Below are 26,763 nucleotides of genomic sequence, written 5' to 3'. Positions count from 1 at the left end.
AACCTTTACACCCTCATTTGGTTGGGCTGCCCCGCTTCCCCACGGGACGTGCTCCCTGACGCCGAGAAGCTGCCCACGCGGAGTCAAACTTAATCGTTAACATAAATCACTTTGGGGCCTTTACCATCCATATCCCGTTTGGCTCTGCCCTTTAAACCTATTTCTAGGTCTGACGGGGCTTCCTTTCCCAACTCGCTAGGGTGGACATAGGTGTACATAGCCGCATAATGCCCATTAACCACCCAGCCTTCCGTATGAATAAGGCTAATGACTCCAAAGTCAGCAGCTGGACTACCCACATGAATGGGTCCATATTTTTTCATTAGCTCGATGGCTGTTTTGGGCTTGTCAGCGATGGTTGAGTCTTCAATAATGACGTAGGTCCCATTGGCAAAAAGCACCCAATCTTTGAACTGAGGAAGAATCGCTTTGCGTACATGGGCAATTAGTTCTTCATCGGAAAGCATAGCAGGTTCAGTTGAAGCGACGGTTCTAAATCTCTGTTTGATGAATGCCCTGTTCCGGACTACCAAGTAGCCAGCTAAAGCCAGTAAAAGAATCCATAAAAGTTTACTCATTTTTTCTACTTAATTGGGCGTTTCTCGTATCGAACGCTACTTACCAACGCACTTTGTTGACTGCCAGACCGGGGCGTTTCCGCTGTCGCACGCCGGGTGGACATGAACGCCTAAACTGGCCCAGCCGGGGCGATTCTCGTGTCAACGGGAGCCGCAAATGAACTCCTAAAAGCTCGCTGTCCGAGCCGGACTTCGTGTCGACCGAAACCCCGAAATGCACTCCCAGCCTTAGCCGGGCCACCCAACAAACTATTGTACGCAAAGTTACGGACCTCCCTCCTGCTAATAATCAGTCTATTTATGTCAAAAGAATACTGTATGGTTAACGTAAGTCTATTATGAATCCCAGGCCCATCAGCATTCAGAATAGACTTAACCCCGGCTACTCTTATTTATCGCCGGGGTGGTAGGTTTTTTCGATGTGCTGTTTTATGTCTTCGGGATAGAACCAGACGTCTTTGAATCTGCCGGCGCAATAGAGTTCGGCCTGGTCGGTGAAGTGGGTTTCGCCGGGACGGCTGCTTTGACCACCTGTTACCACAGAGCGGGCTTTTACCCGTTTGCCAAATTCAACTACCGCTACAAAACTATTCCCCACATAGCCATAGCGTTTTTTTGTATTGGGGGCGGTACGAGCACCATAGGCGGCCAGTGAACCCCAAACGGAAGGCGTAAACCCAACTGGAATACTGGGCTTCTGATCGTCGTAGGTTTCCTGAATGTTACCCGTCAGGCGTTGGTAGCGGTTGATGTTGCCCCAGGGCGTTTTCCAGGTGCCGAAGTCGCGGGTTAATTCGGCCAGGGTTTCGTTTAGAACCGTAACTTTTTCCTGTGGTGTCGTTTGGTTGATTACGAAATCGGTAAAACTCAGGAAATCGAGTCGTTGGGTAGCCGGTACGCGACTGCGGGCCAGACGCTGAATTTTTTCACCCCAGAAAATAGCCAGCGTCGTACCAACTGATGCCGTACCGTAGCATTTGTTCCAGTCTTTGAGCACCTGAACGGCTTCGGCTACCTCATTCGACGTATTGTTCGTTTTAACTGATTCGTAGGCTTTCACTAGTGCGGGAATTAACTCATCGAAACCGGCCAGATGCGGGTCGTTGGCGGCTGCAATCAGGGTGTCGAGTGTGAATATAGACTTCTGGCTTAGCACCCGAACGGCATTAATGCCCCGGTAATTTTCGGCATCAGGAGCCATGTAGGCCGGATACGCGCTTTGCGCAGGACTGCTGCCACCCGAAACCGTAAATGGCGTCGAATTGCAGTTTTGTATCCAGCCACTAGCCGGATTATGAACCTGTACCAGTTCATCGACCGTGTGCATCCCCTTCCAGTCTGTAGCGGGGTTGCTACCATCAACGGGCTGGCTCCAGTCGAATTTAGGGTCGCGTTTGGGCATGAAGTTGCCATGCCAGTAAGCGATATTACCATCACGGTCGGCAAAAACCGTATTGTTCGATGCGTTGCCGTTGAGCTTCATGACTTCTTTATAGCTCGCATACCCTTTCGCTTTGGTTCTCAGATACGATTGTTCCAGTGCATTCAGGGGTGTATTCATCATGGCAACCGACATCCACTTACCGTCTTTTTCGCCCACTACTGGGCCGTGCTGGGTCCAGTACATGGTAAACTCTTTATACTGGATGCTGTTCCCGGATTTATACGGTAGCCGAATTCGCTGACTCCGAACCGGCTTGAGTGCTGTACCGGATTTGTAGTAATAGGTATTGCCTTTTTTCTCAATCGTTTCCAGGTACTCATCCATCGAGTCGGCACCGCTGGAAGTATGCATCCAGCCACAATACTCATTAAAGCCCTGATAAATAAAGAATTGCCCCCAAGTAACGGCTCCATACGCATTTAGACCTTCCTGACTGGTTAGATGCACCTCCGACCGGAAATAGAACGACGTATGCGGATTGATGAGCAGCAGCGCATTTTTTGTGGCACTTTTGGCGGGGGCAATGGCAAAACCGTTCGAACCAACAGGCTCTCGTTCGTACTTGTCAAAATCGTTGATCGACGATGTAAACTTGTTATGTTCGTAAAATGCCTTCAGTCGATCCGTCGAAATCACGCTAATGTTGCCGCCTATGCTTCCTTCACTGAACATTAGTGGCATCCACGGCTGAAATCGTTTGAGCAGCCGGGGTTTTACCTCTGGATGCGTATAAAGGTAATAATTGGTGCCATCGGCAAAGGCGTCCAGCAGTTTTTTCATCCAGACGGGGCTCTTTTTATAAATGGCTATGGCCTGTGTCGAATCCAGAAATAGTCGGGCTCGTAAGTCGTGGTACAGGGCTGACTCGCCCTCCACTTCAGCCATCCGACCAATGGCGTCGATGTAATTGGTCTCGACCCGGGCGAAATCGTCTTCACATTGGGTGTACAGTACCCCAAAAATGACATCGGCATCGGTTTTACCACTGATGTGTGGAACGCCCCAGGTATCGCGGGTAATGGTGATCTGTTTGGCCTGCTGCTTCCAGCGGGTAATTTCTGCATTGGTAAACGGCTGGCCCTGGGCTATGAACGAGATCAGCAGTAAAAACAGAAAAGGTCCTGAACGGCTAACTGAAGGGGAAAGGTAGATCATTGATGAAAGGTTGTATGAAAACCGAATAAGTTGCAAAACAAAAATAGCCTTTCCTGGCAGTTAGCCAGCATAAACTGTTTTTTTTCAGCTATCAGGCAACCCTTTTCGGCACTATGGCATTCCTGTCATTGAAAACGAATCGGTCATTATGCTAAAACAACTGGTTGAACAGTGTCAGAGGGACAATGCGTTTGCCCAGAAACGGCTGTTCGATCAGTATATCAATCGATTGTTTCGGGTAAGTCTGCGTTATGTTCGACATGAGCCGGAAGCAGAGGAGGTGCTCATGAATGCCTTTCTTAAGGCGTTTCGTAGTATAAGCAGCTTTTCGTATCGGGATGAAAATGGTTTGGAAGCGTGGCTCCGGCGTATTGTGGTCAACGAGGCTTTACAGCATCTACGGGCAAATCGCCAGTTACCCCCTTTTCTGTCCGACGATGAGATTGATGACCAACCCGATTCTGTAGCACTACCCGATGCTGGGCTGGATGTTGAGCGGATTTATGCGCTCATTCGCGAACTCCCCACGGGCTACCGGACTGTATTCAATTTGTACGTTATAGAAGGCTATACACACCGGGAGATTGCAGAACAACTGCATATTTCTGAGAACACATCAAAATCGCAACTAAGCAAAGCGAGAGCTGTATTACAAACCTGGTTAATTCAAAACGGCTATGAAACCGAAACCCGACGAAATGCCTGACGAATGGGTACGGCAAACACTCCGCCGATTACCTGATGCACCACCACCGGGTTCGTCGTTCGATTCAGAACGGCTTTGGACCCAACTGCGTCCTGAACTTCAGCCAACAGGGACCCGTCAGTCGTTCGGATGGATGCGGTGGGGGATTGCCGCCTGTTTGATCGGATTGCTGTTTGTTTGGTACTGGGTTTACCCGTCTGTTGAAAAACAGTCCCTGGCTGCTAACGGAAAAACAGCTCATAAGACCAGAGCCGCTACAAAACTTCCTTTCAAACAGAATTTGCCAACTGAACTTACTCAGCCGAATGTACCGACGCAGTCTTTTACTACAGCATTGCCTGCAGGCACAACGGCCACCAAGGCAAAAACAAGAGTACCTGAACCGGTAGAAGCTGTTCCCACAATAAATGAGATAGCAGCTATGCCGTCTCCAAGGCCTGACTTAGACATGGTTGTAGAAACCGTTGCTGTTGTTGAAAAACCACTAATACCCTTAAAACGGAACGTGGCGGATTTGCCGGCTAAACGACGTTTCAGAATAGTACACCAGAATGAACTACGGGCCGAAGAAGAAGCTCGACCTAAACTGTATTCAACCGAGAACTTTGTGCGACTGGGCACTGGGCAACGAGCCGAACCCCTGTCAGATGATCATCGGCCAGCCCTGGTGATGCCCTTAACGAATAAACCAAATCAATAACCATGCGTCTATTTTTTTTGCTCACTGTGCTTCTGCTAAGCACGGCTCGTATGACTATGTCTCAAACGGTAATGCGTTTAACTGAACGTGGAGCCCAGCAGAACTTTATTGGCCGTAGCCATATTGAGATCGACCTGGGGCAGCGTATTACTTTGTTAATTGGGTTCAACCGATATGCGCAGGTGGCGGCCCATCAGAATATCGATTCGGTACTACACCTATTCATAGCCGATTATCGGAAAGTGGAAGATACTACGCGAAACCCTACAGCGGCAACGCATGCCTTGTTTCGACTTGCTGCAACTGCACGGGATCTGACTTTACATTCGACACCACAGGCGACCACGGACTTTCGTTTCCAGGATGGAGAAAACCCGTTAGAAGTTAAGATACAGCAGGATACATTACAGATTGACTGGGTATCAACATACGATCAGCGGGGGCTTCGTTATAATTACAGCCAGGTCAGTCCGTATGATTATAGCGTTTATCTGTTTGTTAACAGCATTCACGATATTGAGCGCTTAATGCGCCAGGGTGGAGTCAATTCGAAAGTGCGGCAGGCTCTCGACGCCGTACAGAACTATAAAAATCATGACCTGACTAGTCCGAAAATGGCATTCGATATGCTTCAGCGAGCCGATAACTCATTTCATTTTCTACATCCGGGTTCCGCTAAAAAACCATTTTTGAGTTTTCAGCCCAATGTAGGGGTGGGTTTAATACGCAATCAGTGGGCACCGTCGCTGAATCTTGATGTTCATTTTATTCCCAGCCAGCTTCATACCGTAAGTTATTCGGTGGGTTATACATCTACATTCTTCTTCGACCAATCGACTACCGATGGCCGGTTCCAAACCTTTCGTAACGATTTTTTAAACGTCGGCCTCGCCTTTTATTATGCTAGCAAAGGGCGGCAACCCTTGTCTTTTAGTCGGCAGATCGTTTCATTTAACGTAGGCATACCCGTTTACCGAAGCGGGCCTTATTTTGATGCGAATACGATCCGCTTGAGCAGTACTGTTTATCACAAAGGATTATTTAAAGTACAGCCAGAATTCTATATGAATGGCTTTTTCAAGAAGGTGTATCCGGGCTTACGGCTGGTTGTAGGATTATAACAAACGTCGAAATACCAATAGGCAAAAATAGACTTAAGCAGGCAGGTACACTGTAAAGGAAGCACCTTCCCCTTCGCGACTGTCAGCGACAATACAGCCATAGTGGTTTTCGACGACTTTTTTGGCAATGGCCAGTCCGATACCCGTACCTACAAAATTCCCCTTTCGGCCGTGGAGCCGCTGAAAAGCGCCGAAGATCGTTTCACCATATCGTTCGGCATCGAAGCCAATCCCATTATCGCTGATGGTGATAGCATAAAAGGTTTTAGCCGGATGAACTGCCTGAATGCGTGTCGATAGGCTGGCTGGAGCATTTTCACGCGTAACTGTGTACGGTAATGAACTTGTTGGGACTTCCTGAGCATTCACCTGATGAAGATCGATACGCACGTGAGGAGAGCGGTCGGGTTGGCGAAATTTCAGGGCGTTGGAAAGCAGATTCTGAAACAACTGACGGAGTTGTAGCGGATTTCCGGGCACAGAAGGCAGTAGACTTCGTTCAACTTTGGCACCCGTATCGGCTACGATCGTTTCCAGATCGGTCAGAACTTCAGACAGTAGCTGATTCAGGTCTACAACATCAAAGGTAGCTTGCTGTATGGTGAGTCGCGACAACGACAGCAGGTCCTGAATCAGATTGCTCATGCGCTCGGCAGCTGCCTGCATCCGGCGAAGCATATCCTGCGCCGTTTCAGGTAGTAATGGGCTGTATTCGTTCAGAATCAGGTCACCGAACGACCGGATTTTTCGTAGAGGCTCCTGCAGGTCATGGCTGGCTACATAAGCGAAACTCTGGAGGTTGTCGTTACTTTGCTTAAGCGCCATATTGGCCGCTTCAAGCTGTTCGCGATACTGCTGATTTTCGGTTATGTCAATTGCCGATGAAAGAACGCCATCGCCAAACTTTACAATCGACACATAAAAGAAACGCTCCTGGGCCTGACGCTCCATAATTGTGGATTGCCCTGTTTCATAAACGCTGATGTACGTGTCGAGAACAGCGCTGCCCATCAGAGCAGGATTCAGTTCGACGATCGTTTTACCATATAGTTCATTGGCTGTGGTGTTCAGAATATCGAAAGTAGTCTGATTCGCCAGAACAAAGCGAAAATCGACTGCACTTCCCCGTTCGTCCAGAACAGCATCATAGCAGGCAATAGCGGTTAATGACGAGTCTAGAATGCTTTGTAATAAAGCCGCCTGTTGGTCAGAAATGGCTTTTAACTCCAGAATCTTTTGTTCGGCCCGTCGCTGTTTGGTTACATCAATAAAGGTTGAAACAGTTCCTTCGCCGGAACGGGCAATGATGTTGTAGAAAATCCGGCCGTCAGCAATGATGGCATCAAAATGATCCGTTTCGCCCGTTTCAACAACGTGGGCCAGGCGGGCAATCGTTTGGTCAACGTTGGCGGTAAACTGCATGGTTCGTACGGTTTGTCCAAGTACAGTCCGCCAATCGACGGGAAGCCAATCCTTTGCTTTTTCGTTAAAGTAAATGTATTCAAAATCGACAATCCGCCCACTTTCGTCCCGAATGGGTACATGGCTTGAAACGGCCATTTGCATCGACTGACTTATTTGCGTGAGTAGTTCGGCTTGTTGCTGCCTCATTAACTCGGCTTCTTTGCGGGTATTAACGTCAATAAACACAACCGCCAGCTCATCGGGTGCGATACACGAAACCGACACATTGAACCAGCCACCCAAACCCGGAATATAGTGATCGCTCCGGCGATTTTCGCCCGACAGAACAACGGCTAAATAATCCTGTAGCAGGGCACTACCCCGGAATAGCGGAAACAATTCCAGTAGTGTCGAAGCCATGATTGCTTCGCGGGTATGTCCACAGGCAGCTATCGCTTCCCGGTTTACGCGTAATGGTTTAAAATCGACGATTTCGTGGGCTGAGTTTCGTATGGCCCGGTACGATACGATGCAAACAGGGGCGGTTTCGAAAATACTGTTCAGATGGTCGCTACCCACTTGTTCAGCCATTTGGCCAGGATTGGCAGGGAAGAAATCTGGCTGATTAAACTCTGTCATTGGACTTTCGGAAGGTCATAAAAGAAGTAATTGACCGTCTGGTCAGAGCAAGATACGAACTCTAAACCGGAATGAATAACAGGATAATACTTTCTCTGGTTTATGTCTTTGTTTTCAGCGAGTTATTGTTTATATTTACCTCCCCAATTTTCAACGAACAACACGACTAATGAGCCAGCAATTGTTGACAAAACCGTACCTGGCAACTCAATCCGCATGAAAAAAGGACGTTCGAATCCAGCCCAACTCCAGATTGATTTTCTGGCCGCTTTCCGTCGAATGCTCATAAGCCTCGGTAACCCCGACAATCTGCCCGTAAACGAAAGTTTGTTTATGCGTATGACTGATCAGTGGGAGGCAACCCGGGCGCTCCCGGCTAACCTGCTCTTTCAAAAAAGCCCTGTTGAAGCCGTTGTATTCCGGCTACAGAAAACGGATGACCGGCTTCAGTTTCCAGATGAGTTTATTGCAGGTGAAATCCGGGGAGAACAAGGCCTGACTGGCTTTTCGGCCAAGTTTCGGGAGCAGGGATGGGTGATATTGCCCGCCGAGTTGTCGATGATGTACAAAAATCTGTTTTTGAATATTCTGGCGGCTTCCGTTGGCCTCGAACATTTGTATCCTGTCAGAAAAGAACTGCTGGCTGAAGCTGAACGGGTAGCCCTGGCTGCTATGCTTCCTGAGTCGGAGGTGCGTAAATTCTTTGGTCTGCGGCTTACCCGTTTCCCCGATAGTTTCCGTAGTGAAGTTGCCAATTATTTCAACCTGCCATTCGATTATGTACTGAAGCGGGCTAATCATCTGGGTATGGTGTCGGAACAGGTCATAGAAGAAGCCAATGCACAATCGCTTCGGTCACCTATTCTGCGTCGTCCGCAGAGTAGCCGGGCTGCGTAGATAATGCATCAGTTTAAAAGAAACGAGCCACTTTCTGTGAAAGTGGCTCGTTTTTAGGTTGAGGATAAGGGCTAAATAATCTAAGTTGTATGATACAAGTTTGATTCTAGAGCGTATGCAAGTAGAAATAAGACAAGCTTGATCAGGAAACCCGCTTCGGTAACGGCATGAATCTTTTGAGGAAATCGCAACTTGACTTGACTAAAAGCTTGTTCGATTGCCTGACGACGCATCTTCTTGTAAGCGGCTATCCAAATCGGGTCAGCCCGATGACTATTACTCTTGCGTTGAATCTGTAAGGAAATCTGTTCACAATCAGCGTACAGTTCCTCTTGTTCGTAGTCGGTGTAGGCAGCATCACCAAACACCTCGCTACCTGCGGGCAAATGCAAATGCATCATCTGAAGAGCTGTTATATCCGCGTACGAACCCGGAAGAATAAAAAATTGCACGGGCTGCTTAGTACTGGTGGTCACTACTTGCACCCGATACCCAAAGAAGAACCGTCGTTTGGAAGCAATTTTGCCTCGATACTCTTCCCCCTTGACCAACCGTGAACGGCTGATGCGAATATTATCGCAAACCGATACAGGAAATGAATCAATTAGATACTGACTGCTCACATTCAAGGCTTTAAAGAAGTCGGCCAAATAATAAAATAAGACACTCAAGGTATGAGCGAGTCGATGCAACCGGCGATTAAAGGCCGACTTTTCCAGCATAAGGACACCCTGCTTGTCCGCCATATAGAGCATGGCTGAAGCTTGGTTGCCCCCAAAGAAACGAGCCGATATGATGGCGGTAGTCAACACAATGCTGTCTGTTACTTTAGGTTTAGCTTGTGGTTTGGTCGATCCAGGGTGATTGGTTTCTAGAAAGAAATCATCTAGAAAGCAGTAAATTGCCACTACTTTTTCAGACATAGTCAGAGCGGGTTACTGATGTTTTCGCACCTCAAAGGTACTCTTGCTCTTGGCTATGTCTTTTTTCTTGGTGTCCCATCAAGCTATTTTCATACAACTTAGATTAAATAGAAAATGTTACTAGGTATCCACTTATTGTAACAACTACTGACTTTGTGTAAAGCTGAGTCAATTCCTATCAACCAGTACCTTGGTTGTTTCTTTACTCAGATGGACGATTGCCACTCGTCTTGATCACAAAAGTTGGGTAGTTGTGGCCGTGGACAACTGGCGACGACCTGTGTATCCAGTGCTAAATTTATCGAGTAGTAAGCTTCATAACGGCATTTTCTCGCTTAACGAAATCCAATTTTAGCGCTTGGAAACTGTTGGTAGCTATCGTCAGCGCTCCCACAATGGCCACCGCAAAAATCCACCAGGATAGGTCGACGCGATAAGTGTAATGGTCCCACCAGCTGTTTATCAGGTTATAGGTAATCGGGGGCGTGATCAGACAGGCAATCAAGACCAACACCACAAAGTCTTTAGAAATCAACTGCCACAGGTTGATAACCGATGCTAAGCGCTTTGCGAATGCCAATCTCTTTCGTTCATCATTCTGCCGTGAAGGAAGCCAACCCAAACAACCCTAAGCACGAAATGAGGATGGCCAGGGAGACAAAAATACTGGCCAGTATGCCGCATAAGTCAGCTCTATACTGACCTCTCCTAAAAGTTCATTGACTTATTCCAAGCTTTCTTAGCCACTAAACAAGAAAATCAATCGGTTCGATGGTTTTTTTACCAGGATCGTTTGGAATAGAAAAAAACATATAGCTGTTTTGTGAAATCTATTAATTCAATAGACTATAAGTACTTATAGTCTATCTACAACCGGGATTAGTAGGAGAATAGAAAACAATAGCCAGCACGCAGGCATGGCGAAAATGATGAGCACGTATAGCGATTTGCATATAGACCGTAGCGCTTCATAGGACATGCCTGAAAAGTACCATTAAACACAAGTAGAATGTATAGACTTTTAAAATCCACTTTGTCGATAGGGTTAATTGTTTATTCCCTATTGGCATCTGCACAAAATGCCCCTATTATCAATTCAACTGTAACCGGCAAGATTGTTGACGCCCGCACCAAAGAAGTGCTGGTTGGGGCTACCGTAACTATTAAAGGAACAACCAACGGTAATGCGACCGATCCAGATGGGCAGTTTAAACTGCTTACTGGTCAGAAGCTCCCCTTTACGGTTGTGGTATCGTTCCTGGGGTATCAGACTAAGGAAGTTATCGTTAGTGATAACAATACAGAAATCCAGTTGGAAGAAGGTGCCAATCAGTTAGCTGATGTGGTGATTACATCCCGACGGCGTCAGGAATCAGCGCAGGAGGTTCCTATTCCGATCTCGATCGTAGGAGGGACTCGGGCCGAAGATGCCGGGGCTTTCAATGTGAACCGACTGAAAGAACTTGTTCCAACCGTACAATTGTACGCGTCAAATGCACGGAATACGACGCTCAATATTCGCGGATTAGGCTCAACGTTTGGCCTGACAAACGATGGTATCGATCCGGGTGTTGGCTTTTACGTCGATGGTGTTTACTATGCACGTCCGGCCGCTACCGCGCTTGACTTTATTGATATTGAGCAGGTTGAGGTATTACGAGGGCCTCAGGGAACCTTATATGGCAAAAATACAACGGCGGGCGCTTTCAACATTACCACACGGCAGGCTAGTTTTGTGCCCAGCGGAAGCTTTGAATTAAGCTACGGCAATTACGGATTCATTCAGGCAAAGGGTTCTCTAACAGGCCCCTTGAGTAAGAAACTGGCGGCAAGGGTGTCGTTTACAGGTACGCAGCGGGACGGTCTGTTCTACAATGTACATACCCAGCAAAATATCAATGACATCAACAATATCGGTTTCCGTGGTCAACTGCTTTATACACCCTCCGATAATGTAAAAATTACCCTGATCGGTGATGCCTCTACGCAAAAACCAAATGGCTACGGCTGGCCAGTAGCAGGTGTGGTGCCAACAAAACGGGCAGCTTATCGCCAGTTCAATGCCATTATTGCCGATTTAAATTACAAGCTGCCTTATTCGAGCGCCTTTGAACGCATTGTCGATCTGGATACACCTTCCAAGGCGGATAATAAACTGGGCGGTATCTCGCTTAACGCCGATATAAAAATCGGCAATGGTACACTGACCTCTACGACGGCATGGCGTCACTGGCGGTGGACTCCCCTGAATGACCGAGATTATATCGGTTTACCGGTCTTTACGATTTCCTCGGGAAACTCGGTCCATGATCAATGGTCGCAGGAGATACGGTATGCCGGTAAAGTATCGTCGAGATTGAGTGGTGTGATTGGATTTTTCGGCCTTTGGCAGGATCTGAAATCAGACCCTGTGCAGACTGAAGAAGCTGGTTCGGCTCAGTGGCGTTTTGCCCAAAGTTCTACCAGCGCCCTCTGGAAAACCCCAGGCTTGTTCGATAATTTCGGTATACGCACCACGAACCGGATTCAAAGCACAGGGTTAGCTGTTTTTGGTCAGCTTGACTGGGCTATAAGCGACAATCTTCACGTTTTACCGGGCATTCGTTACAACTACGATAAGAAAGTTGCCAATTATAAGCGGGAAACGTACGGAGGCCTGCAAACGACAGACCCCGCACTCCTTGCCTTAAAGAATGCTGTTTATACCAATCAGGCGTTTGATACGGACGTATCGGAAGGAAATTTCTCCGGGCAGGTTACCCTGCAATATAAAGTCGGTAATGCTGTTAATGCTTTCGGAACATATGCGATAAGCTACAAACCGGTTGGGATCAATATCGGTGGATTACCAACGGCCAATGGGCAGGTATTACTCGATTTGGCTAAAGTGAAGCCTGAGTCCGTCAATCACATTGAATTTGGTTTAAAGACAAAGCCGTCGCCCAACTCTACGCTGAACCTTATCGTTTATGACACTGAAATCAAAGACTATCAAACGCAGGTGCAAACCCCTGAACCGGGTGTGAACAGAGGCTATCTGGCTAATGCGGAGAAGGTTCGGGTGCTGGGTGTTGAGTTGGATGGAAACGTGCGGGTGGGTAATCATTTAACGCTCAACACGGCACTGGCTTATACCGATGGGATCTACGTATCGTTCAAGAATGCACCTGTACCGCTGGAAGAAACAGGAGGTGAGCAGGCCTTCAAGGATGTTTCGGGCGGGGTTCTGCCCGGTATTTCTAAATGGTCAGGTTCATTAGGGGGTGAGGCAACGGCACGAGGAGAGTTTTTCAACCTGAAAGGCAATTATTTCTTTGGCGTTGATGCATTCTATCGGTCATCGTTTTCATCAAGCCCTTCACCGTCCCAGTATTTAAATATTGACGGATATAGCTTGTTCAATAGCCGACTTGGGTTCCGGGCATCGACAGGGGTTTCGGTATTCATATGGGGTAGAAACCTATTCAATACCAACTACTACGAGCAATTGTTAGCGGCTCCCGGAAGCGCTGGCCATTATGCGGGTATCGTAGGCGATCCTAGAACCTACGGTATAACGCTTCGTTATACATTTTAAAGCGAGTAAGTGCGTCTGTAATAAACGTGGAGTTTATTATTCCGACGACCAGAGCATAAATTTTTTCACTTTAAGAAAGCTGTTTGCGTTATGTATCAAATAACGCAAACAGCTTTTCTATTTTTATGATATTTGCGGTTACTTCTGGCAGGACAAGAGATAACGTGTATAGGGTTTCGTAATCGATAAAGCGGCACATAACTGATTTCGTAACGCAACAAAAAGGCATCGAATAGGAGCTAGAGTATCCAGGAACGAGCCATCATTAAACATCAATTCGTGTAAGTAGTTCAAACGTATATGATCAACTTACTACTTCCTCAAAACGGTAGCTTATGAGACATCTCTTTCTTTTACTGGGATTTACGCTACAGGGAATAGCTACGGCTTTTGCGCAGTTAAACCTTGCCGGTATCGTCACCGATGAAAAAGAGCATCCCCTGGCAGGCGTAACCATCATTATTCAGGGAACAACGAACGGGACTACTTCGCAGGCAAATGGCCGATTTACCCTACAAACGACCAGCGAGTTACCACTGATCATTACCGTATCGTCAATCGGTTATCAACGAAAAGAAGTGCAAGTACGCGGGAGCAATTTTCGACGGATTCAGGTAAAACTGGTTGAAGAGACCGTGATTACAGATGAATTGGTACGGGCCGCGAGCCGTGTTCCCGAAGATATTCAGAAGACCTCCGTGACTATAGAACGACTTGATAACAGGTCGTTTAGTCAGTCCCCTGCTTTTAGTCCATTCGACGCGCTTCAGAATGTTAAAGGTGTTGATCTGATCACCCAAAGCCTGACCTTTAAATCCGTTAATCTTCGTGGTTTTGGGTCAAACAACAACGCTCGGTTTGTGCAACTGAATGATGGCATGGATAATCGGTCGCCGGGTTTGGGCTTTGGATTCGGTAATGTGGCGGGTATTCCTGATCTGGACGTTGAAAGCATTGAACTAGTGCCGGGCGCTTCGTCGGCTCTGTATGGGCCAGATGCCGAACAGGGGCTTATGCTTACGAACAGCAAAAACCCATTTACATATCAGGGGTTAAGTGTTCAGCTCAAAGAGGGGGTAAATAATGTCGGGAAGCCAGATTTTGGACCGAAAGCCTTTGGTGATCTGGCGATTCGATATGCCCGGCAACTTGGCGACCGCTTTGCTTTTAAGGTGAATATTCAGCGATTTATGGGGACCGACTTCATTGCCGATGACTATAGCGATCGACAGACCCGTTCCCGACCGGGCTTCTTTGCTACTGATCGCAATCAGGGAGGAATTGCAATTGGCGTAGGCTACATCCCGAACAATAACCCCGACAACAATTTCCAATACGATGGCGTAAACGTGTATGGCGATGAAGTGGGCGGAAATGGTAGTTCGTATATATTTCCGTCAAACTACGCCAATGTATTGTTACAGAATAAGTTAGTGACGCGTACAGGCTACACGGAATTAGAGTTGCTGGGCAACAATGGTAAAGTGGTCAATAACCGGGTAAATCTGTCCCTGCATTACAAACTTACCGACGATATTGAAGCTTCGATCGGTTGGAACTATGGGAGTGGAAATTTTATGCGTACGGCTAATTTCAGGGAATACTTTCCTGATTATCAACGGCATCAGATCAAGGCTGAAGTGCGTGGCGAAAACTTTTTCCTCCGGGCGTACACGACCCAGCAAATGGCCGAAGCCTGGAACCTCGGCCAGACAGCACTTGCTATCAATACAAACTGGAAATCCCTGGCTCAGTGGGCTGCGGAGTTCGGTCAGGCGTATGTTGAGAATAAAGTGACGGTTGGCCAATCCCGGCTAACGGCCGACCGAGGCCGTTTTTTACCGGGCACAAATCGGTTTGATGCCGCACGCGATGCATTTGCAACCACCTATGATACCGATACAATCCCCGGTTATCGTGGCGCCAGAGGTACCCGTTTTCGGGACAATTCAGCCTTGTGGCACTACGAAGGGATGTATAATTTCAAGGAGCTAATAGGCGTGGCAGACATCGTTGTCGGGGCCAGTGTACGCCATTATGCGCTCAATACAGGAGGCACGCTGGTGTCCCTGAAGCCCGATAGTTCGGAATATACTATCAACGAGTACGGTGCATATATCCAGGCTTCCAAAGAACTATCGGTCGGTGATAAGCTTTTGGTTAAACCTACGCTTGCTGTTCGGTACGATAAGAATCAGTATTTGACAGGCGGTCTATCGCCCCGTGCATCAGCAGTAGCCAGTCTTGGGTCGCATAACTTCCGGGCCTCCTGGCAAATGGCCTTTCATAATCCGACGCCGGGCCAGTTGTTTTCGGTGCCAATAGTAGGGCGATCTGGTGAAGTTGGTGGATTAGCGCCTACTCTTGAAACGGCTGGATTATTGTCGAAACCGGCTTACCTGGAGAGTGATGTTGCCGATTTTTCGGCTGGTCGCATCACCGAGGCTCAGCTTCAGGCTCGTGCATTTACCCCTGGTAGTTTTAAAACGGAGAAATTAAGAACCTGGGAGATTGGCTATAAAACACTGATTCAGAATAAAGTTTCTATCGATGCCTACTACTTTCACAGCAAATACACTGACTTTATCACAGCTCAGAATGTTTATCAGCCTAACACCGGACAGATTGCTGATCTGAGTAAAGAGGCCTATCGAATCGTACAAGTCAATCTAAACTCGCTTAGCGACATTATTGTCGATGGCTGGGGAGCGGGAATGGAATACAGCCTGGGGCGGAATTTTATGCTGACGGGTAACTATGCTCATCAGGTAGGTTTAATTACCCTGCGCGATGCCCAGGAGAATCTGGTAAATGATAACGCAGGCGTACCGATCATCAAACGTAAAATGAGTAAACCTGAAGTAGCTCAACGAGGGCGAAACTATTTCAATACGCCTGAAAATCGCTATACTGTTGGTTTAAATAACCCCCATATTACAGATCATATAGGAGCAACACTAACCTATCGCTGGACAGACCGCGTATGGTGGGAGCAGGGGATTACTGCCGGTGATGTCTGGTTACCTGCCTGGTCAAGTCTGGATGCGCAGGTATCCTACAAACTGCCAGCGTATAAAACTGTCGTTAAAGTAGGAGGGACCAACCTCCTGAACAAGTATTACGCACAGGGCTATGGTTTGGCGCAAATTGGCGGTATGTATTACATAAGCCTGACATTCGATGAATTAATGCGCTAACACATATAACGCAGATTTTTAGGGTACCGAATCTACGCTTCGGCTATGATTTAGATCGGTGTATATCCTCATAATCTAGGCTCTACTACAAATACATACTCCTGTAAATTTGTATCGAACGCCCGATTTTTATATAGGTCTTTGTACAGGCTTTATGCCAACTTTGCATGGTTAAGTAACCGATAATACCCGGATATACAAAGATCTGACAGGGTATCGATCTGGTGGATAAATTGTATATAAAACGATATTAATAATGAAAGCAGTAGGGTTCAAAACGTCGCTTCCGATCACAGATGCAGATAGTTTTATTGAGTTTGAAACAGATAAGCCAACGCCCGATGGCCGTCAGTTACTGGTAAAAGTCAAAGCCGTATCGGTAAATCCGGTGGACTTTAAAATCCGGCAGAATTCGGCAAAAGATACTGTACTTGAACAGCCTAAAATTATTGGCTGGGATGCCGTGGGCGTAGTAGAAGCGGTTGGCGATGCCGTGAGTTTATTCAATGTGGGTGATGAGGTGTACTATGCCGGTGATATAACGAAACCAGGTAGTAACGCCGAGTTTCAACTCATTGATGAGCGTATTGTGGGCCGTAAACCTTATGGGTTATCGGCCGAAGCGGCTGCTGCTATCCCGTTGACGGCTTTAACAGCCTGGGAAATCCTTTTCGACCGGATGCGCCTTTCGGTCGAGCGAGATCGAACGAAGACTTTGCTGATCATTGGTGGGGCAGGGGGTGTAGGATCGATTGCTATTCAACTTGCGAAAAAACTGCTGGGTTTGACTGTAATTGCTACGGCTTCGCGCCCCGAGACCATCGACTGGTGCAAAAAAATGGGGGCCGATATAATCGTCAATCACCGAGACCTCGTAGCCGAAGTTCGGAATGCAGGCTTTCACTACGTAGACTACATCGTTGATTTTGTGGATGCTAATCTCTATTGGGATGCCATGGTTGAGCTAATTAAGCCACAGGGGCACATTGCCTCCATCACAGGTAGTTCTGTCCCGGTGTTGCTAAACAAGCTGAAAAACAAGAGCGTTAGTTTTTCCTGGGAATTTATGTATACCCGCTCAACCTATCAGACCGACGACATGATTGAGCAGCACTTTATTCTTGACCGGGTGGCTGAGCTTCTGGATGAGGGTGTATTGAAAACCACCCATACGCACACGTTGCATGGTTTGACAGCCGATAATTTCAGACAAGCCCATGCTCAGTTGGAATCTGGAAAAACGATTGGTAAGTGGGTCATTTCGTTTTGACGATAAGAACTCCATTGAATGATAAGCTACAAAAAGCCCCACTCATTTCTGAGCGGGGCTTTTTGTAGAATTTATATCGAGGCTTATACCGTTGCCCGTTTTTTGCTGCGGGCGAACTGGTCGCGCGATTCGGTGATGGTCTCCAACTCTTCCTTCGAGCCGACAATCGCGTTTTGGTAACGACGAATACCCGTACCCGCTGGAATCAGGTGACCTACAATCACGTTCTCTTTCAAACCTTCGAGTGTATCACGCTTACCACGGATCGACGCTTCGCTCAATACTTTCGTCGTTTCCTGGAAGGAAGCCGCCGAAATGAAGCTATCAGTACCCAGTGACGACTGTGTAATACCCATCAGCGTTGGTTGCGAAACGGCAGCCATAGCATCACGAACAGTCACCAGAGCCATGTCACGGCGTTTCAGGCTGGAGTTCTCATCGCGAAGCTGACGGCTTGTAACGATCATCCCTGGCTTGAAGTTTGGCGAGTCACCAGCGTCCATAACGACTTTGGCATCAAGGACTTTGTCGTTTTCTTCACGGAAAGCCCACTTATCCACAACCTGACCTTCGAGGAAGTTGGTGTCGCCTGAGTCGATGATTTCAACTTTCTGCATCATCTGACGCACGATGGCTTCGATGTGCTTATCGTTGATTTTCACCCCTTGCAGGCGGTAAACTTCCTGAATTTCATTCACCAGATATTCCTGAACAGCCGTTGGCCCTTTAATAGCCAGAATATCGCTTGGCGTAATGGCACCATCTGAGAGCGGAGCACCTGCCCGTACGAAGTCGTTATCCTGTACAAGGATGAACTTCGAGAGTGGTACAAGGTATTTCTTCTTCGTGCCGTCTTTCGACTCGATGAAGATTTCGCGGTTACCCCGCTTAATTGTACCGTAGGTTACTACACCGTCGATCTCGCTCACTACAGCCGGGTTCGATGGGTTCCGGGCTTCGAACAATTCCGTTACCCGTGGCAGACCACCCGTGATATCGCGGGTTTTACCAACGTTACGTGGAATTTTCGCCAATGGCTGACCTGCTTTGATTTTTTGCCCGGCTTTTACAACCAGACGTGAACCAACAGGTAAGTTATAACTCTTCTGAAGCGGACCGCCATCATTATCAGGCAGGTGAAGCGTCAGCGTTGTCGTTCCCTGTACAACAATGGCTGGGTTCTTTGCCTTGTCGCGACTTTCGATGATTACCATCTCCTGGAAGCCCGTCTGTTCGTCGAACTCTTCACGATAGGTAATACCATCTTCAATGGCGTCGAAGGTCAGCGTACCCGTCAATTCAGAAAGGATAACGGCGTTGTAGGGGTCCCATGCGCAGATGTCATCGCCCTTCTTCACTATATCGCCTTCTTTCACCCGCAGGAATGCACCATACGGTACGTTATTGCTGATCAGAACCTGGTTCCGGTCATCAGGATTCACGATCCGAACTTCACCCGAACGGCCCATTACGACCGTTTGTGGGTTACCTTCAGCATCTTCCGATTCAACCGTCCGCATTTCTTCAAACTCGATCAGACCATCGAATTTCGCTTTGATCGATGCATCGACCGCAATGTTCGAAGCGGTACCACCTACGTGGAAGGTACGAAGCGTAAGCTGGGTACCTGGCTCACCGATGGATTGCGAAGCGATAACGCCAACGGCCTCACCGATGTCGACCATCCGGCCCGATGCCAGGTTACGTCCGTAACACTTGGCGCAAACACCCTGACGCGATTCGCAGGTTAGTACCGAACGGATTTCTACCGTTTCGATGCTGGTTTCGTCGATCTGTGCGGCAACTTCTTCTGTAATCAGTTCGCCAGCGCCGATGATCAGATCTTTCGAAAGCGGATCGTAGATGTCATGAACCGTCGTACGGCCGAGAATCCGTTCGGACAGTGGCTCAACAATATCTTCATTGTCTTTCAGAGCCGAAACCTGCAGACCGCGCAGCGTTCCACAGTCTTCTTCGCTGATGATAACATCCTGGGCCACATCGTGCAGACGACGTGTCAGGTAACCGGCATCGGCTGTTTTCAGAGCGGTATCGGCCAGACCTTTCCGGGCACCGTGCGTCGAGATGAAGTACTCCAACACGTCGAGACCTTCTTTAAAGTTCGACAGAATCGGGTTTTCGATGATCTCACCAACTGAGCCTTGCAGGTTTTTCTGTGGTTTGGCCATCAGACCCCGCATACCACCCAACTGACGAATCTGCTCGCGCGAACCACGGGCTCCCGAGTGCATCATCATGAAGATTGAGTTGAAACCACCCTGGTCAGCTTCGAGTTGCTTCATCAGCGTTTCGGTCAGACGGGAGTTTACGCGCGTCCAGATGTCAATAACCTGGTTATAACGTTCGTTCTCCGTGATCAGACCCATCAGGTAGTTGTCCCAAACACCCTGTACTTCAGCCTTGGCTTCTTCAACCAGACCCTGTTTGGCTTCTGGAATCATCACATCGCTCAGCCCAATCGACAGACCTCCTTTGAACGCCATCTGGAATCCAAGTTCTTTGATCTCATCGAGGAATTGAGCTGTCCGGGCACCACCTGAAATCTTGAAGATCAAGGCAATGATTTGTTGCAGCTTTTTCTTCGTGAGCAGTTCGTTGATGTAACCAACTTCTTCAGGAACAGCCTGGTTGAACAACAATCGGCCAGCTACAGTGTCTATTACCTTAGACACGATCTCCCCATTTTCGTCCCGAACCTTAACCCGGCACTTAATGTTGGCGTGTTTCGAAATCCGACCTTCATTGATACCGATAATTACTTCTTCGGCACCATAGAACGTCATGCCTTCGCCTGGAATTGGGTATTCTGGCGTGCTCTTGCGACCTTTCGTTACATAATACAGGCCCAACACCATGTCCTGCGATGGTACCGTAATTGGCGCACCGTTGGCAGGGTTCAGAATGTTGTGCGATGCCAGCATCAGCAACGAGGCTTCCAGAATTGCTTCCTGACCCAATGGCACGTGAACAGCCATCTGGTCGCCGTCGAAGTCAGCGTTGAAAGCTGTACAGACGAGTGGGTGCAACTGAATCGCTTTCCCTTCAATCAGCTTCGGCTGGAACGCCTGGATACCTAATCGGTGCAGCGTTGGAGCCCGGTTGAGCAATACAGGGTGCCCTTTCAGTACGTTTTCCAGAATATCCCAGATCACAGGGTCTTTCCGGTCAACGATCTTCTTGGCCGATTTTACGGTTTTTACAATACCCCGCTCGATGAGTTTGCGGATAACGAACGGCTTGAACAACTCAGCCGCCATATCTTTCGGCAAACCACATTCGTGCAGCTTCAGCTCTGGGCCTACTACGATAACCGAACGACCTGAATAGTCAACACGCTTACCGAGCAGGTTTTGCCGGAAACGACCTTGCTTACCTTTCAGCATGTCGGACAGCGACTTCAGCGCCCGGTTACCTTCTGAACGAACAGCGTTTACTTTACGCGAGTTGTCGAACAGCGAATCGACAGCTTCCTGAAGCATCCGCTTTTCATTCCGCAGAATCACTTCAGGGGCTTTGATTTCGATAAGCCGCTTCAGACGGTTGTTTCGGATAATTACCCGACGATACAGGTCATTCAAATCGGACGTTGCAAACCGACCACCATCAAGAGGAACGAGCGGACGCAGTTCGGGCGGAATAACGGGCACCATTTTAATCACCATCCATTCAGGACGGTTTTCAATATGACCATTGGCTTCCCGGAATGCTTCCACTACTTTCAGTCGCTTCAGAGCTTCAGCTTTCCGTTGCTGGGATGTATCCGTAGCTGCAGAGTGACGAAGCGAGTAAGACAGTTCGTCCAGGTTCAGTCGAGACAGTAGCATCTCCAACGCTTCAGCCCCCATCTTAGCGATGAATTTATTCGGGTCTTTGTCGTCGAGGTATTGGTTGCTACTGGGCAGTTTGTCAATGATGTCCAGATACTCATCTTCGGTCAGGAAGTCGAGCTGGTTGATGCCATCTTCGGCTTTCACCCCTGGCTGAACAACTACATACCGTTCGTAGTAAATAACCTGGTCAAGTTTTTTGGTCGAAAGACCCAACAGATAACCAATTTTGTTGGGTAAGCTGCGGAAATACCAGATGTGAGCAACAGGCACCACCAGTTCGATGTGCCCCATGCGCTCCCGGCGAACCTTTTTCTCGGTTACTTCAACCCCGCAACGGTCGCAGATAATGCCTTTGTAGCGAATCCGCTTGTATTTCCCGCAATGACACTCCCAGTCCTTCACAGGCCCGAAGATGCGCTCGCAGAACAAGCCACCCATTTCGGGTTTGTAGGTCCGGTAATTGATAGTCTCCGGCTGTGTCACTTCGCCGTAGGAACTCTCCAAAATAGACTCCGGCGATGCCAGGCTGATGGTCACGCTCTGGAAGTCGCTATTGAGTTTTTTGTTCTTTTTGAACGACATTGGTTGGAGATTATAGGTTTTAAAAGAGAAGCCTGGAGCGTGGGGCAGGGAGCATGGATGTTTTAGAAACAACCCCTGCCCCCTGCTCCCTGCTCCCTGCTCCGTTACTCTAATGTAATTTCAAGGGCCAAGCCACGTAACTCGTGCACCAGTACATTGAACGACTCAGGAATATTGGGCTTCGGCAGGTTTTCACCTTTCACAATCGCTTCGTATGCCTTCGCACGACCAACAACGTCGTCTGATTTAACGGTCAGGATTTCTTGCAGGATGTTCGATGCACCGAATGCCTCCAACGCCCATACTTCCATCTCACCGAATCGCTGACCACCGAACTGTGCCTTACCACCCAATGGTTGCTGGGTAATGAGCGAGTAGGGGCCAATCGAACGAGCGTGCATCTTGTCATCAACCAGGTGCCCCAGTTTCAGCATGTAAATGATACCAACCGTTACAGGCTGATCGAAGCGTTCGCCGGTCAGACCGTTGTAGAGGTAAGTCCGGCCAAACGAAGGTAATCCTGCTGCGTTCAGCTCGTCAGCTACCTGCTGCTCCGTTGCTCCGTCGAAAATGGGTGTAGCGTACTTACGATCCAGTTTCTGACCTGCCCAGGCCAGTACCGTTTCGTAAATCTGGCCAAGGTTCATCCGGGAAGGTACCCCCAGTGGGTTCAGTACGATGTCGACTTTGGTTCCATCTTCGAGGAACGGCATGTCTTCATCCCGAACGATCCGGGCTACAACCCCTTTGTTACCGTGACGACCAGCCATTTTATCACCTACTTTCAGCTTCCGCTTCTTGGCAATGTATACTTTGGCCAGTTTTACAATACCTGCCGGTAGTTCGTCGCCTACTTCAAGCGTAAACCGTTCACGTTTGAATCGGCCCGTGATCTCACTACGACGGGTGTTATAGTTTTTCACCAGTGCTGTAATCAGCTCGTTGGTTTTTTCATCGTCCGTCCAGTCGTTCAGATTCATATCGGCCAGAAGATTGGCTTCTTCCGGAACGGCATAACCGCTTTCATCCCGATAGGCGTTCTTGTCTGGGAATAGATTGTCGACGATGTTTTTCCGGCTGAATTTTACGCCTTTGCTGACAATTTCGTCTCCGAACTTGTGTTTGACACCAGCGCTGGTTTTACCTTCAAGCAAAGCCACTGTTTTTTCAATCATACGGGCGCGGAAGTCGTTCAACTCACGGCTGTATTTCTTCATCAGGGCCTTTACTTCGTCCTTATGCTTGCCGCGTTCTTCTTTAGCAGGACGAGCAAACAGTTTGGTATCGATAACAACGCCTTTCAGAGACGGTGGCGCTTTCTTCGACGCATCTTTCACGTCACCAGCTTTGTCACCAAAGATGGCACGGAGCAGTTTTTCTTCCGGGGTAGGATCACTTTCGCCTTTAGGCGTGATCTTACCAATCAGAATATCACCTTCTTTAACTTCTGTACCGACACGAACGATACCGTTTTCGTCAAGATTCCGAACGGTCTCTTCCGATACGTTCGGAATTTCGGAGGTTAACTCTTCTTCACCACGTTTGGTATCCCGTACTTCCAACTCGAATTCTTCGATATGGATGGAGGTGAAAATATCTTCACGAACCACCCGCTCCGAAATTACGATAGCATCCTCAAAGTTATAACCCTGCCATGGCATGAACGCTACTTTCATGTTACGTCCTAGAGCCAGCTCACCAGCTTGGGTAGCGTAGCCTTCGCAGAGAACATCACCTTTCTTCACCCGTTGGCCTTTCAATACGGTCGGCTTGAGGTTGATACAGGTATCCTGATTGGTTCGGCGGAATTTGATGAGGTTGTAGGTTTTTCGATCGTCGTCAAACGAAACAGCTAGTTCTTCTTCTTCCAGATCGTATTTAACAACAATCTTAGTCGCATCTACAAACTCGATGACACCATCCGCTTCGGCAATTACCAGTGTCCGTGAGTCAACCGCAACACGACCCTCCAGACCAGTACCCACAATTGGAGCCTCTGGACGGAGCAGCGGTACGGCCTGACGTTGCATGTTCGAACCCATCAGGGCACGGTTAGCATCGTCGTGTTCAAGGAACGGAATCATGGAAGCAGCTACCGATACAATCTGGTTCGGAGCAATATCCATAAAGGTTACGTTCGCTGGTTCGGCCATCGGGAAATCACCTTCAAACCGTGCTTTCAGGCGATCAACCTGGAAGTTCCCCTTAGCATCGATACCGGCATTGGCCTGAGCGATGTAATGGGTATCTTCTTCCTCAGCTGTCAGGTACATCACAGGTTTGTCCATCGCTACTTTACCGTTTTCAATAATACGGTACGGAGTTTCGATGAATCCCATGCTGTTGATTTTTGCGTAAACGCAAAGCGACGAAATCAGACCGATGTTCGGACCTTCGGGAGTTTCGATGGTACACAGACGACCATAGTGCGTGTAGTGTACGTCACGAACCTCAAAACCTGCCCGCTCACGCGACAGACCACCAGGCCCCAGGGCCGACATACGACGCTTATGCGTCACTTCGGCCAGAGGATTGGTCTGGTCCATGAACTGCGATAGCTGGTTGGTACCGAAGAACGAGTTAATAACCGACGACAATGTACGGGCATTAATCAGATCAACGGGTTTGAAATCCTCATTATCCCGAACGTTCATCCGTTCTTTGATAGTCCGGGCCATACGGGCCAGACCTACGCCGAACTGAGCATATAACTGCTCTCCTACCGTCCGAACACGTCGGTTGCTGAGGTGGTCAATATCATCGACAACGGCTTTCGAGTTAATCAGGCCGATTAAGTACTTCACAATCGAGACAATGTCTTCGGTTGTCAGTACCCGCATTTCGGACGAGATATCGAGTTGCAGTTTTTTGTTGATCCGGTACCGGCCAACGTCACCTAAGTCGTAACGTTTATCGGAGAAGAACAGGCTTTGGATAATTTCCCGAGCCGTTTGTTCATCCGGTGCGTCAGCATTCCGCAGTTGCCGATAGATTTGCTCGACGGCTTCTTTCTCAGAGTTCGAGCTATCTTTCTGCAGCGTGTTATAAATAATATTGTAATCGGCCATGTTCATGTCTTCCTTATGCAGGATTACCGAACTCTGACCTGAATCCATAATGACATCGATATCATCAGCCGAAACCACCGAATCGCGCTCCAGTAGCACCTCGTTCCGGCTAATCGACACTACTTCACCCGTATCTTCATCCACAAAGTCCTCCGTCCAGGTACGTAAAACCCGGGCGGCCAACCGTCGACCAATCGCCTTCTTCAAGTTTGCGGGTGTTGCCGAAATTTCTTCCGATAGCCCAAACAGATCAAGAATATCTTTATCGGAACCGAAGCCAATGGCACGTAGCAATGTCGTTACCGGGAATTTCTTTTTCCGGTCGATGTAGGCATACATGACGTTATTAACATCGGTTGAGAATTCAATCCAGGAGCCTTTGAACGGAATAATCCGGGCTGAATACAACTTTGTTCCGTTTGTATGCTTACTCATCGAGAAGAATACACCCGGAGAGCGGTGCAACTGTGAAACAATGACCCGCTCAGCCCCGTTAATGACAAACGAGCCTTTCTCAGTCATATAGGGGATATTGCCTAAGAACACCTCCTGCTCAATCGTTTCGAAATCCTCGTTGTCAGGATCGCTGTTCGACAAACGCAGTTTGGCTTTCAGAGGCACCGAATATGTCAATCCCCGGTCAATCGATTCATCCACAGAATACTTTGGTGGATCGACCGAGTAATCAATAAACTCCAGCTTAAAGTTTTCGCGGGAGTCGGTAATAGGGAAATTTTCCTGAAATACCTTAAACAAACCCTCTTCTGAGCGTTGGTTGGAAGGCGTATCAAGCTGGAAAAAATCTTTGAAGGATTTTACCTGGATATCCAGAAAATCTGGGTACCCAATCACTGGCTGAATCGTCGCAAAATTTTTGCGTGTACTGATTTTCGCGTTTGTCGCCAAGATTGTGCTTCGTTTAGTGCGTAACCGATTCTAAAATAGGTGCGTGGCGTAGAGATGCCACGGCACGGAATCTGATTCACGATCTACAGGATTACAATTTATTAATTAGGTTTTTTACTGAAAAACTCGTAAATCGTAATGTATAAATCGCTAACCAGTACTCTCCAGGCTGTCACCCAACCCTTGGGGAGTCAATAGATAACATAAGGCAATAAAAATAAGTTTGTCTTTTGCAAGTGCTTTTAGACAAAAATAGCTCCAAACAGGAAAAGACCAGACGTTGGTCTGGCCTCTCCTGTCTGGAGTGATATGCGAAAGAGCCTTTAGCTTACTTAACTTCTACTTCAGCGCCAGCTTCTTCCAACTGCTTACGGAGTGCTTCAGCTTCATCTTTAGCAACACCTTCTTTCACTGGTTTCGGAGCACCGTCTACCAGTTCTTTAGCTTCTTTCAGGCCCAGACCGGTCAGGTCTTTAACCAATTTAACGACAGCCAGTTTAGCAGCACCAGCCGACTTCAGAATTACGTCGAACGACGTTTTTTCAGCTACTGCCGGAGCAGCATCGCCACCACCTGCGGCACCACCAGCTACCATTACGGGAGCAGCGGCTGCTGGCTCAATTCCGTATTCATCCTTCAGGATAGCAGCCAGTTCGTTTACTTCTTTAACCGTAAGGCCTACAAGCTGCTCAGCGAACGCTTTCAAATCTGCCATTGTAGTATTTTCTTAATTTGATTGTGATAC

The 26,763-nt window shown here is 48.1% G+C and carries 14 protein-coding genes; 7 read left to right on the top strand and 7 right to left on the bottom strand.

The features are described 5' to 3' along the window. Positions 1-89: 89 nt before the first annotated feature. Together B5M13_RS27685 and B5M13_RS27680 are read right to left on the bottom strand one after the other, a co-directional pair. On the bottom strand, positions 90-467 hold the full coding sequence (locus tag B5M13_RS27685) for a hypothetical protein (protein ID WP_080058748.1): 378 nt from the start codon (positions 465-467) through the stop codon (positions 90-92). Positions 468-966: 499 nt separating this feature from the next. Continuing rightward, a complete protein-coding gene (locus B5M13_RS27680; protein WP_080058747.1) occupies positions 967-3,177 on the bottom strand; it encodes a penicillin acylase family protein in 2,211 nt (736 codons plus the stop codon). A 148-nt stretch (positions 3,178-3,325) separates the two neighbouring features. Between B5M13_RS27680 and B5M13_RS27675 the strand changes: the two genes are divergently transcribed. The 3 genes from B5M13_RS27675 to B5M13_RS27665 are packed head-to-tail and all read left to right on the top strand — an operon-like array spanning position 3,326 to position 5,704. Continuing rightward, complete coding sequence (locus tag B5M13_RS27675; protein ID WP_080058746.1) at positions 3,326-3,883, top strand: RNA polymerase sigma factor; 558 nt, start codon at positions 3,326-3,328, stop codon at positions 3,881-3,883. Then, entirely contained in the window at positions 3,855-4,583 is a 729-nt protein-coding gene (locus B5M13_RS27670) for a hypothetical protein (protein WP_080058745.1), read from the top strand. The genes B5M13_RS27675 and B5M13_RS27670 overlap by 29 nt, the downstream gene beginning before the upstream one ends. 2 nt (positions 4,584-4,585) lie before the next feature. Then, positions 4,586-5,704: a hypothetical protein gene (locus tag B5M13_RS27665; RefSeq protein WP_155297339.1), complete on the top strand. Its 1,119-nt coding sequence runs from the start codon at positions 4,586-4,588 to the stop codon at positions 5,702-5,704. Between the two features lie 33 nt (positions 5,705-5,737). On the opposite strand, the gene B5M13_RS27660 is transcribed toward B5M13_RS27665, so the two are convergent. After that, a complete protein-coding gene (locus B5M13_RS27660) occupies positions 5,738-7,747 on the bottom strand; it encodes a PAS domain-containing sensor histidine kinase (protein WP_080058743.1) in 2,010 nt (669 codons plus the stop codon). A 216-nt stretch (positions 7,748-7,963) separates the two neighbouring features. On the opposite strand from B5M13_RS27660, the gene B5M13_RS27655 reads away from it, so the two are divergent. Continuing rightward, the gene (locus tag B5M13_RS27655; RefSeq protein WP_179950462.1) at positions 7,964-8,644 is read left to right on the top strand and encodes a hypothetical protein; all 681 of its coding nucleotides are present in this window, start codon (positions 7,964-7,966) and stop codon (positions 8,642-8,644) included. Positions 8,645-8,724: 80 nt separating this feature from the next. On the opposite strand, the gene B5M13_RS27650 is transcribed toward B5M13_RS27655, so the two are convergent. Further along, entirely contained in the window at positions 8,725-9,567 is an 843-nt protein-coding gene (locus B5M13_RS27650; protein ID WP_080058742.1) for an IS982 family transposase, read from the bottom strand. Positions 9,568-10,576: 1,009 nt separating this feature from the next. Between B5M13_RS27650 and B5M13_RS27640 the strand changes: the two genes are divergently transcribed. The 3 genes from B5M13_RS27640 to B5M13_RS27630 all read left to right on the top strand — a co-directional run bounded on the left by B5M13_RS27640 (position 10,577) and on the right by B5M13_RS27630 (position 17,611). Beyond that, complete coding sequence (locus B5M13_RS27640; RefSeq protein ID WP_080058740.1) at positions 10,577-13,144, top strand: TonB-dependent receptor; 2,568 nt, start codon at positions 10,577-10,579, stop codon at positions 13,142-13,144. 335 nt (positions 13,145-13,479) lie between these two features. Next, the gene (locus B5M13_RS27635; RefSeq protein WP_080058739.1) at positions 13,480-16,341 is read left to right on the top strand and encodes a carboxypeptidase-like regulatory domain-containing protein; all 2,862 of its coding nucleotides are present in this window, start codon (positions 13,480-13,482) and stop codon (positions 16,339-16,341) included. Positions 16,342-16,597: 256 nt separating this feature from the next. Beyond that, positions 16,598-17,611, top strand: coding sequence for a zinc-binding alcohol dehydrogenase family protein (locus B5M13_RS27630; protein ID WP_080058738.1), 1,014 nt, complete (start codon positions 16,598-16,600; stop codon positions 17,609-17,611). An 83-nt stretch (positions 17,612-17,694) separates the two neighbouring features. On the opposite strand, the gene rpoC is transcribed toward B5M13_RS27630, so the two are convergent. From rpoC to rplL, 3 genes are all read right to left on the bottom strand, one after another. Continuing rightward, a complete protein-coding gene (rpoC, locus tag B5M13_RS27625; protein WP_080058737.1) occupies positions 17,695-22,044 on the bottom strand; it encodes a DNA-directed RNA polymerase subunit beta' in 4,350 nt (1,449 codons plus the stop codon). 104 nt (positions 22,045-22,148) lie between these two features. Then, complete coding sequence (gene rpoB, locus B5M13_RS27620; protein ID WP_080058736.1) at positions 22,149-26,018, bottom strand: DNA-directed RNA polymerase subunit beta; 3,870 nt, start codon at positions 26,016-26,018, stop codon at positions 22,149-22,151. A 328-nt stretch (positions 26,019-26,346) separates the two neighbouring features. Then, on the bottom strand, positions 26,347-26,733 hold the full coding sequence (gene rplL, locus B5M13_RS27615; RefSeq protein WP_020598184.1) for a 50S ribosomal protein L7/L12: 387 nt from the start codon (positions 26,731-26,733) through the stop codon (positions 26,347-26,349). Positions 26,734-26,763: the final 30 nt, after the last annotated feature.

The organism is Spirosoma aerolatum, from assembly GCF_002056795.1.
Classification (GTDB): domain Bacteria; phylum Bacteroidota; class Bacteroidia; order Cytophagales; family Spirosomataceae; genus Spirosoma; species Spirosoma aerolatum.
The sequence above is the reverse complement of the archived record's forward strand: the minus strand, read 5'-3'. Positions and strand labels throughout refer to the sequence as shown.